This is a genomic window from Bacillus carboniphilus (genome assembly GCF_020524035.2).
Lineage (GTDB): Bacteria > Bacillota > Bacilli > Bacillales > JAIVKR01 > Bacillus_CC.
In genome coordinates, this window is record NZ_CP129013.1 from 2,937,225 (window position 1) to 2,953,461 (window position 16,237).

The window sequence follows — 16,237 nt, forward strand, 5'->3', positions numbered from 1 at the left end:
GGGTGAATGAGATGGAATTTTATCCAATACCAATGCTAATTAAACTGTCTGTTAGTGATATGGAGTCTTCTGTAAACTGGTATCAAGAAGTACTGAATTTTCACAATGTGTTTGAATTAAAAGGAGATGATAAGCAAATGGTTTTTGCTCACTTACGAGGTAAGAAATATCAAGACATTATATTGGTAAAGAACCAACCAAATGCTAGTACGCATGAAGCGAAGGTTATTTTAACTGTAGAAGACGTTCATAAATTCGAAAAGAAAGCGATTCAATTTGGAATTAAAACAAAAATAACTGAACAGCCTTGGAACGCAGTAGAACTTGAATTAGAAGACCCAGATGGATACCCTATTATATTATCGATGAGGAATCACGATCTTTCTTTCGATGAAGTCGTTAAGCGGATGAAGTTTTGAGTTGCAGGGGAATTGAAATGAGGGTGGAAGTTCTATATAGATAGATTCATCATACTAGGAAACTGTTAAACAGCATACTATGCTATGAACAGTATATTAGTAAATAAGTCACTATAGGAGGAGTAGATGAAAACGGTTTATTATACTAAGTACGTTCCACCCGATGTTCTTCAAGTAAAAGAAGTTGAAAAGCCAATGATTGAGGATAATCAGCTATTAGTCAGAGTACATGCAACGACTGTATCATCTGGTGATTCAAGAATGAGGAGGGGAAATCGAAAGTCATTACCTCTTTGGCCTATTTCTAAAATGGCTATTGGATTAAGGAAACCTAAAAATCCTGTGCTGGGAATGGATTTTGCAGGAGAGGTTGTGTCTAAAGGGAAGAACGTAAGTCGATTAAGGCAAGGTGATCATGTTTATGGGTTCCCAGGAAAGGGTGGTAGTAATGCAGAATACATCAAGGTTTCTGAAGAAAGTTCAGTGACAGTTAAGCCCTCCAACATGACCTTTGAAGAGGCTGCATCCGTTCCTTTTGGTGCAGTATCGGCGTTATTCTTCTTGAGAAAAGGCAAAATTAAAAAGGGTGACGACATTCTGATTTATGGTGCATCTGGGAGTGTCGGCACGTATGCTATTCAACTAGCCAAGTACTATGGAGCAAAAGTGACTGGAGTTTGTAGTACAGAAAATGTAGAGATGGTTAAATCTCTAGGTGCGGATGATGTAGTTGATTATAAAAGGGAAAACTACACTAATAGAAAACAGACGTATGATATTATTTTTGATACTGTTGGAAAAACAACTTTCTCTCATTGTAGAAAATTACTAAAACCAAAAGGGTATTATGTATTAGCGGTTATGAATTACCGAGAGGCTTTTCAAATTTTATGGACGTCTCTTTTTGGTGAGCGAAAGGTAATCAGTGGTATTGCAACAGGAAGTATTGAGGACTTCAATTTTCTTAATAATCTTATAGAAGAGGGGAAATTGAAAGCAGTCATTGATCGGAGTTACCATTATAATAATATTGCTGATGCTCATCGATATGTTGATAAGGGGCATAAGAAGGGGAATGTTGTAATTAAGTGGATTTGAGTGGGATTGTTGTATATTAGATAAGTATGTTAAAAGATCCCTATTCAAATGGTGTACACCTTTTCTACGTTAAAAGATTAGTAGAGGGATTTATTATCATGATTGTGGAAGGTAGTTTCAAATATAAAGAAGGTAATCTGAAAGCATCCTAATAAGGGTGTTTTTTCTTTTTTGTTTTAATATACCTTGATCGTTTTGTCTAAATAACATGGACTAGACAAATTAAGTATACAGAATGAATAGATCGATCGAAAGGTTTCTCCTTTAATATTTTGGATGAAGGTGTGGGATTAGAGCACAGTTCAATATGGTAACAGGATATTCTTAATTTAGCGGAAATGAGTGAAATATTGGAGTAGTTGGCTTTTGGAGGTGTGCCTCAGTATTGTCCCCTTAAACATAATAATTAGTAAGATGAGTATCGCTACCAAATTCGTTATGACCTTTATATTGCTTCAAATCCCTAGATACTCATAGTTTGAAATTTATGGAATTTATTCAATGGGTATCGATAGCATGTTACCATGTTTTTATAAGGGGATAAGTGAAATCATAATAGGTGATTAATTAATATACATAGAAAGGGTGACCATAATGGGCAAAAAGGTCGTTATTGCTGGAGGTACCGGATTTGTTGGAGAATATTTTAAAGAGAAATTCGAAAAACTAGGCTATGAAGTAATCATTATTTCTCGGAAAGCCCCGTTTATTACATGGAATGATCAAGAAGCGATCATTGGAGCGTTAGAAGAGGCAGAGATGCTCATTAATTTAGCAGGTAAGACTGTAAACTGTCGATACAATGATAAAAATAAACAAGAAATTCTCGAATCGAGAACGAAGACAACCGAACTACTAGGAAACGCGATAAAGAAATGTGTCGATCCGCCGAATATATGGATTAACTCTAGTACAGCGACTATTTATAGACATGCAGAGGATCGCCCAATGACGGAGGACAATGGAGAAATTGGGACAGGCTTTTCTGTTGACGTAGCAAAAGAATGGGAGCATTCTTTTTTCTCATTTCAGCTCCCTCACACGAGACAAGTAGCTCTACGAATTGCCATTGTTTTAGGTCCAAATGGTGGAGTAATGATTCCTTACAAAAATCTAGTTCGTTTTGGATTAGGTGGAGTGCAAGGCTCAGGAGATCAAATGTTTAGTTTTATCCATATTGAGGACCTTTTTCAAATTGTGCTCTTCTTGAAAGAAAGAGAAGATTTAGAAGGCCTTTTTAATTGTTCTTCTCCAGTACCAATAACGAATCGTAAATTAATGGAAAAACTTCGAGAAACACAAGGAAGAACATTCGGACTGCCTGCTACAAAATGGATGCTTGAGTTTGGGGCTTTCTTTTTACGGACAGAAACTGAGTTAATTTTAAAGAGTAGATGGGTCATTCCTGAAAGGTTACTTAATGAAGGATTTACGTTTGAATATGAAACCATTGAAAAAACGCTTGAAAATATTTTAGCGAGAACGTAATAACAAGTTCTCGCTTTGTGGTTATTTTTGATGGTCTAATAACGTTTGAACCGTAACAAATGTATATCCTTTTTTTCTCAATTCATCAATGATGGTTGGCAAAGCTTCAACGGTTCCATCCAATGCTCGAGAATTTTCCTTGGCGTTATGTTGTAACACGATTCCACCAGGAGTTGTGTCACGCTTAATAATTTCGATGATTTCATCTGCTGAAGTCCCACTCCAATCCAGTGTATCAATGGACCATTTCACGTTGCGCATACCTAATTCGTTAAGGATTTTTATATCTGCTTTTGTAGTAAATCCATAAGGAGGTCTAAATAAATCTGGCTTTCTTCCTGTAACTTGTTTTATCTCAGTTTGAGTGGATTGAATTTGCTTTTTTACATCAGAAGACCAAATTTTTGTTATATAAGGGTGATCCCAAGAATGGTTTCCAATTCCATGACCTTCCTTAACGATTCTTTTCATAACTTCTGGATAAGTTGCTACTTGTTTCCCTACAACAAAAAAGGTGGCCTTTACTCCTTTTTCTTTTAAAATATCTAAAATCTTCGCAGTATAATCACCATCAGGTCCATCATCAAAGGTTAATGTGACCAGTTTATCTTGTGTGTTTACTTTCTGTATTAAATTTTTCTTTACAGTGATATTACTGGTGATAAAGGATCGTTTTAACTTTGAATCGTAGTTGATTTTCATTCCTAATTTCTTAATAACATCTACTAATGGAACGTAGTACTCTCCATCAACCTCTGTTGATTTAGCAGTCAAGGTTCCTCTTTTCCATTTCTTTGTCATTGAATTATATTCGTCATAATACTTTGTACCAATTGGCAAGGAGAACGTTATCTTATCCGTTTGAAAAACAATCGATTGATATTTTTCGTTCCAATCAACGAATGCCCCTGTTCTTTTTAAAAGAATGGCAGGAACAAGTAAGTGTCCATCAACAACAATGTACTTCGTCGTATAAGGCACATTATCAAAATATATAGATGCTTTATCCAATTGTGATTCTTGTGCTTTCGTTTGAGCTGGTATACAGAGGGTGAAAATGAGGGCTAAAACGAAGCTGATTTTGAATAATGGTGAATTTAATTTCTTTATCATGGTGAATGCTCCTTTTCGTTTTTGCTATTTGTAGCATTTCCTATGAAGTTTTTTTTACAACTAAAAATCTTTTTTATAAAAATTAACAATGAACTAAGAACCGAATATTTCAGAATAAGGTCCCATTTCCATATAATTATTTGTTGACTACTACTTTGTAATACAATATAGTTATTTAAGAGGGAAAGTTTACCTTGTTTATAAAGGGAGTGTCATGTTGTCTACATCAACACAAATGCTTAAAGGAGTACTAGATGGCTGCTTATTAGCGATCATTGCAAAAGGAGAAACGTACGGCTATGAAATGATTGAAAAGCTTCAATCTCATCAGCTAGCAGTGGTAAGTGAAGGAAGCATTTATCCTGCTTTAATGAGACTGCAAAAAAACAACCTTGTTTCAACTGTAATGAGGAAGTCTCCTAGTGGGCCAAAACGAAAGTATTACTCGATTACAGAAGAAGGGATGGAAGAATTGGCAAGGTTTAAAGAATTGTGGGAAGGATTATCAGAAGGTGTGACGTCAATTTTAGCATAAGGGGGAGAAGGGAATGCTCTCACAAAAGTCGGAACAATTTTTAGTGGAGTTAAAATTGCACTTAATGTCTAAAGGGAAAGATGAACAGCAAATCGTAGAGGTTATTGAAGAATTAGAGGACCACCTTATGCAAGCGGAAGCAGAAGGGAAAAGCGTTGATCACATTGTTGGAAACAGCCCAAAGAAATATATCAAGACTATTAGTAACGAATTGAATACAAACCTTCGTCAAACGATTAAATATGTTCTTTTGGCCATTCTTTATTTAGTGGCTTCAAGTTGCTTTTCTTCTGCGATTGAGGGTGAGTTTACCTTAACAGCCAAAAACTTATCCATTACCGGTGCTGGTTTATTTATTGGAATTCCCGTATTAGCATGGCTTTATTTCAAAGGAATTCCAAAGTTTTATCTTTCAAATTGGAAGTTTGTGTTTGTTTCAGTTTTTATCAATATGCTTTTAATAGCTGTTTTTGTTGGCATTCATTTTATCGTCGAGCCATTTGGAGATGGAATTGTTTATAAAGGGTCAACCTCTTTCAGCTATTCAATCGCTATTTTGTGTGTTGTCATTTTCATTCTATTTGCTTTTATTGGTAAGTCGTGGTTATTAACGGCTTTTATTGTCTATACAATTTCGCTAAATCTAAACCCTTTATTCGTTAAGCACTTTTCTTCTTCAGAGAATGAGATTGCCTTGGATATTGGATATACGTTGACTCTGACAGCTTTAATGGGATTCGTTTTTGGCTTATATATTTATCGAGATAAAAAGAATTCAAGTGTGTAAAGGGGAATCATTTATTGGATAGTCAATCAGTGTTAGGGAAAGAGCGGATCATCTCGTTAGATGTCATTCGTGGATTTGCATTATTAGGAATTTTACTTGTTAATATGCCCTCACATTCAGGGAGTGACTTATTTTTCTTATCGGGAATGGACAAACAAGTTTTATTGTTTTTTCATCTCTTTATTCAGACGAAGTTTTATACCATCTTTTCTTTCTTGTTTGGGTTAGGCTTTTATATTTTTATGACGAGGGCAGAGAAAAAGGAACTTGCTGTTAACCGTCTTTTTTCAAGAAGGTTGTTCTTCTTACTTCTTTTTGGTATTCTTCATTTCGCTTTGTTTTGGGAAGGTGACATTTTAACAACTTACGCGTTAGTTGGCTTTATTTTAATACTATTTTATAAAAGAAAACCACGAACCATTTTGATTTGGGCTATCTCTCTCATGACTTTTTATTTGCTACTATTATTATTGGGTTCCCTAAGTGGAACTAGTATTTATGAAATTGATGAAGGAATGGTCAACTATTCAATTGAAGAAGGAGAAGAAAAGGTTGCAGCCTACACGTCGTTATCTTATTTAGATCTTGTAAAGTGGAGATGGGCGGATAGTGCAGTTGAATATTTCTCGAACAATCTTTTTATTGTTTTCGATATCCTTGCTGTATTTTTAATCGGTTTATTGTGCGGAAAGCTAAAGGTGTTTAATCGAGTAAAGGAATTAAAGAACCGATTTAGAAGGTTACAAATCTCAAGTTTATTATTAAGTGTTCCTACATCAATCATTATTTACAAAATGTTCGCCTTAACAGAAGATGTGACATATATCTTCAGTCTTTGGCAGTTGTTATTTATCACCTTGAGTGGAATCACGTTAGCGACTTTCTATATTACCACCATTACATTAGCTCTAGAAAAAGCATTTTGGTCTAAAATGTTGAACCCATTAAGGTATGTAGGGCAGATGGCGTTAACAAACTATTTAGCCCAAACGGTGATCACGTTTATTATTTTTTATGGTTTTGGCTTGTTTGGACAAATCACCTTATCACAAGGCGTGATCTTCAGTATCATTCTATACATATTACAAATTGCTTTTAGTTATATTTGGCTAAAAAACTACCAATTCGGTCCGATGGAGTGGCTATGGAGATGGCTAACATATGGAAAGAAACCTGCCATGAAAAAGAGGATGGAAGTGGAAGGGTAACACAGGTAGGCTTTTCCCATAAGGCTAGGGAGGAGCCTTTTTTACATAAAGGGGATGATTCTATGACCAATCTTTATTTCATCAGACATGCTCACTCTACCTATACGCCAGATGAAAAGGGAAGACCTTTGTCTGAAAGAGGGTTAAATGATGCAAAAAGAGTAACTGAAGTTTTAAAGAGGGAAGATATTGATCATATCATTTCGAGTCCGTATCAACGTGCGATCCAAACGGTTCAAGGAATTGCTAATCACACCAACAAGCAAATGGAAGTGGTTGATGGTTTTAAAGAGAGAAGGTTAGCAAAAGGACCTGTAGAAGATTTTACTTATGCGATCACAAAAGTATGGGAAGATGAGCACTTTTCATGGGATGGTGGCGAGTCGAATATGGAGGCACAAGAAAGAGGAGTTCAAGCTACTTATGATGTATTAAAGAAGTATGATGGCAAAAATGTAGTGATTGGGACACACGGTAATATCATGGTTCTCATCATAAACTACTTTGATAAGAAGTACGATTTTGCGTTTTGGAAAGAACTTGGGATGCCGGATATTTATAAACTAACGTTTGAAAGAAAAGAGCTAATAAGTGTGATAAGGATTATATGTTAGGAGAGACATGATGAATACATATTTATACTTAGTCAGGCACGGAGATTCTCCAAAAGAAGGAAATGAAAGGATAAGAGGACTATCTGAAAAAGGAAAAAGAGATGCTCTCAAAGTGAAAGATATACTAATAGATGAAGGGATAGATGTGTTCGTTTCCAGTCCATACAAACGAGCGATTTTAACTATTCAACCTTTAGCAAATGAGACCGGTCAAGGAGTAAAGGTACATGAAGATTTAATGAGGTTGTTCAAAAAGCCCTAAAAAAATGTCGGTTGAATAACTTTGTTGGTTTGCTTTTCCGCTCCTCATGTACCAAGAACGTACACTGTGAGTGCTCAAAGCTACACCGCCTCGTTCTTCAGCGTCCTTTTTCCCTTACTTTTTGAACACGCACTTAAAAGAAAGAATTTTTTCTAATCAATCTAATCGAATGAGAGATGAGGATTTACTGCCTCTATTAGAAGAATCATTTGCTAACCTAGACTACTCATTCAATGACGGGGAGTCTAATCGAGCGTGCCAAAACAGAGCTATCATGGTACTAAAAGAGTTGCTTAACAATTATGAAGGAAAAAAGATTGCCATTGGTACCCATGGAGCAGTCATGACGTTAATGATGGCGTATTATGACAGCAAGTATAACTTAGATTTCCTACGAAGTTTATCAAAACCTGATCTATATAAAATGGAGTTTAGCGGTCAAAAATTATTATGTGTTGAGAGGTTATGGAGCTGAAAACTGATATTCATTTTTACGAATGTATATTTGTCTTCCTTCTTAATATAATGAATTTATGAGGTGATGATGAATGACGACAAGTTCTAGTATTTCTTTAAGAAATTTAGGTGCTTCTGATTTGAAGGTTTCACCGTTAGGATTAGGTACGTGGCAATTTAGTAAAGGAAAAAGGTTAGCAGGCATAAAATTTTGGCCTGATTTGGAAAAACAACTGATTCAAGAAATAGTGAAGGTTAGCTTAAGAGGTGGAATCAATTGGTTTGACACTGCTGAGATTTATGGGAAAGGGGCATCAGAAGCAGTTTTAGCGGATGCTTTGAATGAATTAGGAGATGAGGCAAAAGAGGCGTTAATATGTACGAAATGGTGGCCTGCCTTTAGAAGAGCTAAATCTATTAATCAAACGATTGATCAAAGACTAGAAGCGTTAAAAGGTAGAAAGATTGACTTGTATTTGGTGCATCAACCATTTTCTTTTTCAAGTGCAAACGAAGAGATGAATCAAATGGCTCAATTATTACAAGAAGGCAAAATAAATCATGTCGGAGTTAGTAACTTTAGCGAAAAAAAATTGAGAGAAGCACATGGTGCGTTAAAAGAACAAGGCTTTCCTCTTGTTGCAAATCAAATGAAATTTAGTTTACTAGATCGGCGGATTGAAAGAAACGGAGTGCTTGATGCAGCAAAGCAGCTCGGAGTCACTATTATTGCCTACTCCCCTTTAGAACAAGGAATTTTAACGGGCAAATTTCATAAAAACCGTGAGTTGATTAAAAACATTGTTGGACCAAGAAAGTATCTCTCTGGCTTTAAAGAGTCCTCTTTAACTAGAACACAGCCGCTAATTGACTTACTGGAACGGCTTGCGAAGGAATATGACATATCAACAAGTCAAATTGCATTAAATTGGACAATCCATTTCCATGGGGAAACGATCGTTGCCATTCCTGGTGCGACGAAAAAACATCATGCTGAAGAAAATATAGGTGCGCTAACTTTTCGATTATCTGATAAGCATCTTGCTGAAATTGATAAGGTTTCGAAAGAAGTTTCACTGAAATAGATTTCCTGGAAAAACAAATCCAAGGGTGTTGCGATATTCTTGGATTTTTTAGCGTATAAATATTTTATTTCGCCATTATTCTGGTTATTCAATATCCAATTTAGTAAAGTTAGTTGTAAGTACAAATAAAAAGGTGATTACAATCAAAAAATTGAAAAGTATATTATTTATGATTATTGGATCCATCTCCTTATTAGTTGGTATTGCAGGGACAATCTTTCCTGTTCTTCCGGGCGGCCCATTTTATTTATTTGCTGCTTTTTGTTTTGCAAAAAGCTCTAAGAAAATAGATAACTGGTTTAAAAGCACCTCTATATATCAAAAATACGTTGTAGCGCTATTAGAGAATAGAGGGATGACGTTAAAAGAGAAAATAAGAATAAACGTGATTGCTGATTTTTTTATCGTGTTCTCTATTTTTTATATCGATATCCTATTAGTGAAAGTGATTTTGATCGTACTCGGTCTCTATAAGCATTATTATTTTATAAAGAAGATTAAGACGATTAGCCCTGATGAAGAAAAAGAGTTGTTAGAAGGAAAATGAAAAGGAGTTAATTATCGTGTCTCAATATGGTGAAGGTTTATTTAAAGGGTCAGCAGAATATTACTCGAAGTATCGACCAATTTATCCTTCCAATTTAATCAGGTTTTTAGTAGATAAGTTCTCCTTAAATGGAGAGCAAAATTTACTTGATTTAGGATGTGGGACTTGACATCTAACTTTAAGATTGTCTGATTGGTGCCAAAAAATTGTGGGTATTGATATAGAGCCTGAGATGATTGCAGAAGCAAAGCGTCTTCATCAACAAATAAGAATAGGAAGTATTGATTGGTTCAACGGGACCCCAGAGCAATATAAGGAGCAGTTTGATGAACCCTTTCATTTAGTCACAATCGCTAAAGCCTTTCATTGGATGGATCGTCCGAAAGTGCTAGATGACCTTTATGAAATGATAGAAGAAAATGGTGGCGTGACGATTATTGATAACTATGACCCGCAAAAAAAACAAGAAGATTGGCAGCTTCAGCTAAACGAAGTGATAGAGATGTGGTATGGAAAAGAGAGAAGGGCTGGAAATTCAACCTATTCTCATCCAACTACAAGTCATGAAGAAATAGTGGCCGAATCAAAGTTTCATCTTGAAAACTACACATTACCTCCTTATGAAATCACATGGACTGTAGAATCTATTATTGGCAACTTATATTCTACTTCTTATGGATCTAAGAGATTTCTAGGAAGCCATGTGAAAGCTTTTGAAGATGAAGTAACCGACGCGCTCCTATCTATTAATGGTGAAGGTTTATTTAAAGAGCAAGTTCAATTATCAATGAAACTAGCATTAAAATGAGGGGAATCTACATGATTGTTGAGTTGCAAAAAAATGAGTTTCATAAATGTAGAGAGTTTTTAAATCCAACTGGACAAGTAGAAGCATTTGCTGTAGTAGAGGGGACAAATCCAGGAAGAATTTTTGTAGATAATATGGATGTACCGAAATCTGGTTTGATTTGGCTAGGGAGTAATGATGGCTTCCTATTTATTGGTGATGAGAAGAATGAAACGTTTAATTGTCAGCTAGATGAGTTTATCGATAAAACTATAGTTTCTAAGCAAAGAAAGTTCAATTAAAGGGATTTGAAGCAATCGTTCATCATGAAAATTGGAATCAAACATTTGAAAAAGTTTTTCATCATCGGGAGATTGGAAGCTGTAATCAACGAGTCTATACGATAAAAAATAGAGATGACTTTAAATCTGAAGAACCGATGATTGATGAGGAATATGAAGTGGTTATAATTACTAGTGAACTGATTGACAAGAACCCCAATACACCATTTTTACGGAATACAATTAACGAGTATTGGACCTCTATTGAACAGTTTCTTGAGAAAGGAATCGGGTTTTGTGTTGTTTACAAGAAGCAAATTGTAAGCGTTTGTTTTTCAGGTTTTGTCTTTAATGATATCCAATGACTTCATCGTGCTGTGTGCTTTTTAGGGAGTGAAAAACCATCAACTGAAAAGTGTGAGTAGCTTTATTTCATTAATGATAGATAAATAGTGGAAAACAGGGGTTATTACATGAATAAATTTTTTAGTGCTTTAGAATATGTAAATGAACACATTTATGAACCTAATCAATTAGTGATAAGGTCTATCCAAGAAGAACAACAAAATTCAAATTATGGTGGCGGCACTTTTTTATTATCAAATAAATCGATTCGTTTTAGAGTCTCTAAAAGAACGCCGAATAAAATAGGAGAGTTTGTTGCTATTTGGGAAAAAGGTGAAGATAGCAAAAATACCGCCTTTTCATACGAAAATGCGCCGGATATCTTAGTTATTAATACCACTATTAAAGAAAATCAGTTTGGTCAATTCATTATACCAAAGGAAACTCTTGCGAAACGAAACATACTTAAAACCCGTTCTTCAAAAGGAAAAATGGGATTGAGAGTTTATCCAAGTTGGGAAAGTCCAACAGGTAAACAAGCCTTAATGACTCAAAAATGGCAGTTACCTTATTTTGTTGATATGAGTAATATGAATGATTTACCTATAAAGAAAATCTTACAATTGTATCTTCAATAGTACGTGGAATGTTATTAGTAAAGAAACCTTTAAGTTATGCGGACGGTTTTTTGATTAGAATAAATAAATGAAGAATATCTTTTTATTGATTTCGATTCGGCGGTATTAGAGATCTATATATAATACCAGGGTGTTTGAGGTGTAAAAAGCAAGGAGAAGAATATGGAATCTAGTTTAATTATTATACGAGGAAACTCTGGAAGCGGAAAAACAACGACTGCGAAAAGCCTTCAAGATCATTTAGGGAATGGAACCTTATTGGTTTCTCAAGATGTTGTACGCCGTGAAATGCTAAAGGTTCACGATAGAGAAGGAAATCTTTCAATTAATTTGATTGAACAAATAGCAAAATACGGAATAGGTCGATGTGAATATGTAATTGTTGAGGGAATATTATATAAAAATCGTTATGGTGAAATGCTGAATAACTTAATTAACCTTTTTAATCAGAAGGCCTATATTTATTATTTCGATCTGCCATTTGAGGAGACAGTCTTGCGCCATAACGGTAGTTCGAAAAAGATGGAGTTCGGAGAAGAATCATTACATGCTTGGTGGACTCCAAATGATCACCTTGGAGTAGAGGGAGAGGTCATGCTGACTAATGATATGTCACAAGAAGAGGTGTTGAAACTGATCTTGCATCAAATAAAACTGAAAGATTATTAGTCAGACCTTTTATGAGAGACGACTTAGAAGATGTGTTTCAGATTTGAAAAATCATGGACTATAGTGCTGACAGCAACTCCAACAACTCAAGTATCCACCCCTTATCTTTTTTATGTGAGGACATATGTCTTTGACTACGACTGATAAATACATAAAATGAAAGGTATGTAAACATGAGGGGTGAATACGTTGAGAGATTCAAAAATAGTTACTTTACAAGGTTTTTATTTATTTGCATTTTTAGGGATGGGAAGTTTTCTGCCTTTATTAAGTGTATATTTAAAAGAAGTTGAAAAATTGGACGGCTCACAAATTGGGTTAATTATGTCCCTTGGTCCTATCGTTATGATGTTTTTTCAACCGATTTGGGGAATGGTGAGTGACTATACGCAAGCGCCAACAAGAGTGTTAGCTTTGACGACTTTCTTAACCGGAATCGCTGGCTTGGGTTATACCATATTTGATTCGTATCATTTGTTTATTGTCATAGCAATTCTGGTGGCTATTTTCCAAAGTGCAATTATTCCTGTTTCAGATAGTATTTCTTTAAAATATGCAACAAAAGTGAAATATAAATATGGAAATATTCGATTATATGGATCGTTAGGATTCGGTATCGCTGTATTTGTGATGGGGAAATTATCTGAATCCATTGGCCCTAGTGTCATTTTTTATTCTTTACTCATTACCCTTACACTTGCTTCTATTCTTGCGTTGATTGCTCCTAGTGAACGACAAACGGTAAAAGTAGAAATAATAAAAGGGATGAGACAACTATTTTCATATAAAGAGTATGTTCTTTTTCTAGGCGTCACGTTCACCATTTTTGCTCCTAACCTTGCTAACAATACGTTCTTTGGCTTGTTTGTTGAAGAAAGTGGTGGAACTTATGCAGCCATTGGGATCGCCTTTATGGTGGCGGTGTTTATGGAAATTCCCTTTATGAGATGGTCTGGAAGCTTTATTGATCGCTACGGTTACTTAATGGTCATTATCTTAGCGGGAACGGTATCACTTGCTAGATGGTTCTTGTACTTTTTTGAACCAAGTATGTCGATTATTTATCTTTCAACCATTATGCAAGGATTTTCCTTAGGTTTATTTATTCCAGCAGGCCTTCAATATATCAAGAAGGTGGCCCCAGATCATGTGGAAGCATCGGCAGTGACGATATATGCCGCTGTTGGAACGGGACTCGGTAACTGGTTTTGTACGATCATTGGTGGTTACCTATACGAATACTTTACCATTTATGCCGTGTATTTATTTTTTGGCTTATTAGCCTTCCTTGGAATCATATTAACGTTCGTTTTATATCAAAATGAAAGAGTTCTTAATAGTGAAACACCTATAGTAAAGACTTCATAATATTTTAGACAGCCTCAGGACCTTTGGATCTGAGGTTTTTCTTTTAAATTTGGATTGATATAATGAAAATTATGGATAATTAAAAGGAGATGAAGAGACATTTATGAGTGATCAATGGATAGAATGGGCAAAAAAATTACAATCAATCGCTCAAGCAGGATTAACATTTTCAAAAGACGAATATGATCTAGAACGTTATCAACAACTAAGAGACCTCAGTGCCGAAATTATGTCAGAACACACAGATTATCCTTTGAACAAAATCAAAGATTTCTTTGCTAACGACAAAGGCTATCAAACTCCTAAACTAGATGTAAGAGGAGTGGTATTTAAAGAAGACAAGATTTTAATGGTGAAAGAAAGACTAGATAATCGGTGGTCTTTGCCTGGAGGATTTTGTGATATTGGCCTGTCAGCTAGTGAAAATATTGTGAAAGAAATTAAAGAAGAATCAGGTTTCAATGTAAACCCTACAAAGTTATTGGCGCTTTTACACATGAATAAGCATCCTCATCCTCCACAACCCTTTGACTATTACAAAATATTTATTCAATGTGAAATTACTGGCGGAAAAGCAAAGTCGGGTTTAGAAACGAATGAAGTGAAATTTTTTGAACAAAATCTTTTACCTCCACTATCTACAAGAAGAAATACGCAATCACAAATAAACATGTTGTTTGAGTTTTTAACAGATCGAAATAAACCGGCGATTTTTGATTGAAGGTCATTCTGTCGATAAAAAAAGAGCTAAACTATAAGTCTACCTTTATAGATTAGCTCTTCCTCATTTTTAGCTTATTTCTTTCTTATTAGGAACATCATAATTGTAATGATGGTGAATGCGGTTAATGATAGAAAAGGAATGGTGATAAATCCAAGCCAATTAATGTACTCGCCACTACATGGAATTCCATTAGAGCAAGGTTTGAGGCTTGCAAAGCCAGGTACTTTCTGTTCTAAATAGTGGAAAATAGCGATAAACAATCCAATGATGGACATCGGTAGAACGTATTTTTTCACTGCTTTGTCATTGAAGAAAGTGGCAATCCCTAAAATCAGTGGTAATGGATACATTAAAATGCGCTGGTACCAACATAATTCACATGGAACAAAACCGCGAAATTCACTGAAATATAAACTCCCTAACATCGCAATAATAGAAGTGACCCAAGCAATATAGAGGTATAACTGCTGGTGATTATTACTTTTATTTTCTTTCATGTTACTCTAATTCCTCTTCTATTACAGATTTAAGGTCTTCATAGCTTGGAGCAGCTAATTTTACTCCATTAACAAAAATTGTTGGTGTTTGTTCTACGTTGAATTCCTTAATTAGACTAGAGTCTGTTGTAATCTTACTTATATGTTCCTGTTCTGTTAAACTTTTTTCTAGCTCCTCTACATTAATGGAAGGGAATTGTTGCGCTACTTCTAATGCTACTTCTTTCGTCAACCATGTTTCATCATGACCTTCATCTGGCTGAGCATCATATAAAGCTTTTTGGAATTCCCAATATGTTTCAGGCGATTGCTCCCAAACTTCCTCTGCAGCTAACGAACCAATGGTGGAAGGCTCGCCATGAAAAATGGTATTAACATAAGCAAACTTTACTTTCCCTGTATCAATATACTCTTCTTCAAGTTGCGGGAACACTTGCTCACCCCAAGCTTTACAAGTAGGGCATAAAAAGTCTCCAAATTCAACAACTGTCACAGGAGCATCCTCATCTCCAAGGACAGGTTGTCCTTCGACGGAAGGTTGATTTTCGTATGTTGTCTGATTGTTTTCTTGACTCATTTTATTAATGAAGAAAATCGCAACTAAAAGGGCGACAACAACAAGCGTTAATATAACAATAATTTTGAATGGCGATTTTTTTTGCAAATGAACTCCACCTTCCTTATAGGATCGTAAATTTTCTTTTGTGCGAATCTTTCATTATTTTATCATGAATGAAGAAAAGCGGTTCAATTAAATTTTGTCAATTACATTAATTTTAATGAAAATATTGACCTATTTATCTTTATCGAAGAATTGCATATGCTTTTTCTCTTCCTTATAGTAATCTAAGCGGTCTTGTAGCGTTCCGGTATGAAATTCAAATTTATGCCCATCTAAGTCCGTGAAGTAGATAGATTTTTTATCTTTCACGTCTCGTTCTCTACCTGGTTGGATGTTGACTTTCAGTTCTTGTAACTTTTCTAACATTTGATCAAACTCTTTTTCCTCGATTGAAAAGGCAATGTGAGTATAGGATTGATCAATTTCATTACGAGGAATATCTTTCTCCTCATTTAATGCTAACCAAAGTCCATTTAAATCGAAATAGGCTGTCGTTCTTCCTTTGACAAGGAGCTTGGCATCAAAAACATTTTGATAAAAATGGATGGAATCTTCTAGGTTCGAAACGGAAAATAATAAATGGTTAATTCCTTTCAAAGTTAATCGCCCCTTTCTGTATCCAGAGTATTATTTATGTAGCATATACACAATCAATATTGGTAATTGGTGCATAGTCTATTGGAGGTAAGGTCTA

Annotated in this window: 21 protein-coding genes and 2 pseudogenes; 19 read left to right on the top strand and 4 right to left on the bottom strand. The window is 35.1% G+C overall.

Features of this window, described 5'->3' with window-relative positions:
• Positions 1-11 precede the first annotated feature (11 nt).
• The 3 genes from LC087_RS15110 (at position 12) to LC087_RS15120 (ending at position 3,005) form a co-directional block, all read left to right on the top strand.
• Positions 12-419 (top strand): VOC family protein, encoded by a 408-nt coding sequence (locus LC087_RS15110; protein WP_226540501.1) that lies wholly within the window; start codon positions 12-14, stop codon positions 417-419.
• Between the two features lie 126 nt (positions 420-545).
• The gene (locus LC087_RS15115) at positions 546-1,517 is read left to right on the top strand and encodes an NAD(P)-dependent alcohol dehydrogenase (RefSeq protein WP_306019681.1); all 972 of its coding nucleotides are present in this window, start codon (positions 546-548) and stop codon (positions 1,515-1,517) included.
• Positions 1,518-2,111: 594 nt separating this feature from the next.
• Positions 2,112-3,005: a TIGR01777 family oxidoreductase gene (locus LC087_RS15120; RefSeq protein ID WP_226540503.1), complete on the top strand. Its 894-nt coding sequence runs from the start codon at positions 2,112-2,114 to the stop codon at positions 3,003-3,005.
• Between the two features lie 21 nt (positions 3,006-3,026).
• Here the strand turns inward: LC087_RS15120 and LC087_RS15125 are convergent, their stop codons facing one another.
• A complete protein-coding gene (locus LC087_RS15125) occupies positions 3,027-4,118 on the bottom strand; it encodes a polysaccharide deacetylase family protein (protein WP_226540510.1) in 1,092 nt (363 codons plus the stop codon).
• A 214-nt stretch (positions 4,119-4,332) separates the two neighbouring features.
• Between LC087_RS15125 and LC087_RS15130 the strand changes: the two genes are divergently transcribed.
• From LC087_RS15130 to LC087_RS15205, 16 genes and pseudogenes are all read left to right on the top strand, one after another.
• A complete protein-coding gene (locus tag LC087_RS15130; protein ID WP_371932609.1) occupies positions 4,333-4,653 on the top strand; it encodes a PadR family transcriptional regulator in 321 nt (106 codons plus the stop codon).
• A gap of 13 nt (positions 4,654-4,666) precedes the next feature.
• Complete coding sequence (locus LC087_RS15135) at positions 4,667-5,440, top strand: hypothetical protein (protein ID WP_226540514.1); 774 nt, start codon at positions 4,667-4,669, stop codon at positions 5,438-5,440.
• 14 nt (positions 5,441-5,454) lie between these two features.
• Positions 5,455-6,648: a DUF418 domain-containing protein gene (locus LC087_RS15140; RefSeq protein ID WP_306019682.1), complete on the top strand. Its 1,194-nt coding sequence runs from the start codon at positions 5,455-5,457 to the stop codon at positions 6,646-6,648.
• Positions 6,649-6,710: 62 nt separating this feature from the next.
• Positions 6,711-7,262 (top strand): histidine phosphatase family protein, encoded by a 552-nt coding sequence (locus LC087_RS15145; protein ID WP_226540642.1) that lies wholly within the window; start codon positions 6,711-6,713, stop codon positions 7,260-7,262.
• 10 nt (positions 7,263-7,272) lie between these two features.
• A pseudogene (locus LC087_RS15150) lies at positions 7,273-7,497 on the top strand (histidine phosphatase family protein); the annotation flags it as partial.
• A gap of 160 nt (positions 7,498-7,657) precedes the next feature.
• A pseudogene (locus tag LC087_RS15155) lies at positions 7,658-7,999 on the top strand (histidine phosphatase family protein); the annotation flags it as partial.
• 73 nt (positions 8,000-8,072) lie between these two features.
• Entirely contained in the window at positions 8,073-9,065 is a 993-nt protein-coding gene (locus LC087_RS15160) for an aldo/keto reductase (protein WP_226540526.1), read from the top strand.
• A 151-nt stretch (positions 9,066-9,216) separates the two neighbouring features.
• Positions 9,217-9,612 (top strand): YbaN family protein, encoded by a 396-nt coding sequence (locus LC087_RS15165; protein WP_226540527.1) that lies wholly within the window; start codon positions 9,217-9,219, stop codon positions 9,610-9,612.
• 16 nt (positions 9,613-9,628) lie between these two features.
• On the top strand, positions 9,629-9,781 hold the full coding sequence (locus tag LC087_RS15170) for a class I SAM-dependent methyltransferase (protein ID WP_226540530.1): 153 nt from the start codon (positions 9,629-9,631) through the stop codon (positions 9,779-9,781).
• A gap of 15 nt (positions 9,782-9,796) precedes the next feature.
• On the top strand, positions 9,797-10,420 hold the full coding sequence (locus tag LC087_RS15175; protein ID WP_226540532.1) for a class I SAM-dependent methyltransferase: 624 nt from the start codon (positions 9,797-9,799) through the stop codon (positions 10,418-10,420).
• A gap of 11 nt (positions 10,421-10,431) precedes the next feature.
• Positions 10,432-10,701, top strand: a complete 270-nt coding sequence (locus tag LC087_RS15180; RefSeq protein ID WP_264189908.1) for a GNAT family N-acetyltransferase — start codon at positions 10,432-10,434, stop codon at positions 10,699-10,701.
• 14 nt (positions 10,702-10,715) lie between these two features.
• Entirely contained in the window at positions 10,716-11,045 is a 330-nt protein-coding gene (locus tag LC087_RS15185; protein ID WP_306020853.1) for a GNAT family N-acetyltransferase, read from the top strand.
• A gap of 108 nt (positions 11,046-11,153) precedes the next feature.
• Entirely contained in the window at positions 11,154-11,663 is a 510-nt protein-coding gene (locus tag LC087_RS15190; RefSeq protein ID WP_226540534.1) for a MepB family protein, read from the top strand.
• Between the two features lie 162 nt (positions 11,664-11,825).
• Positions 11,826-12,332 carry a kinase gene (locus tag LC087_RS15195; RefSeq protein WP_226540535.1) on the top strand — a complete coding sequence of 169 codons (507 nt, stop codon included), beginning with the start codon at positions 11,826-11,828 and terminating at the stop codon, positions 12,330-12,332.
• A gap of 180 nt (positions 12,333-12,512) precedes the next feature.
• Positions 12,513-13,700 (top strand): MFS transporter, encoded by a 1,188-nt coding sequence (locus tag LC087_RS15200; RefSeq protein WP_371932610.1) that lies wholly within the window; start codon positions 12,513-12,515, stop codon positions 13,698-13,700.
• A gap of 103 nt (positions 13,701-13,803) precedes the next feature.
• A complete protein-coding gene (locus LC087_RS15205) occupies positions 13,804-14,421 on the top strand; it encodes an NUDIX hydrolase (RefSeq protein WP_226540537.1) in 618 nt (205 codons plus the stop codon).
• Between the two features lie 74 nt (positions 14,422-14,495).
• Here LC087_RS15205 and LC087_RS15210 read toward each other — a convergent pair whose 3' ends face one another.
• The 3 genes from LC087_RS15210 to fosM form a co-directional block, all read right to left on the bottom strand.
• Positions 14,496-14,921 carry a disulfide oxidoreductase gene (locus tag LC087_RS15210; protein ID WP_226540538.1) on the bottom strand — a complete coding sequence of 142 codons (426 nt, stop codon included), beginning with the start codon at positions 14,919-14,921 and terminating at the stop codon, positions 14,496-14,498.
• 1 nt (position 14,922) lies between these two features.
• The gene (locus LC087_RS15215; RefSeq protein ID WP_226540539.1) at positions 14,923-15,585 is read right to left on the bottom strand and encodes a DsbA family protein; all 663 of its coding nucleotides are present in this window, start codon (positions 15,583-15,585) and stop codon (positions 14,923-14,925) included.
• 129 nt (positions 15,586-15,714) lie between these two features.
• Positions 15,715-16,140, bottom strand: a complete 426-nt coding sequence (gene fosM / locus LC087_RS15220; RefSeq protein ID WP_226540540.1) for a FosM family fosfomycin resistance protein — start codon at positions 16,138-16,140, stop codon at positions 15,715-15,717.
• Positions 16,141-16,237: the final 97 nt, after the last annotated feature.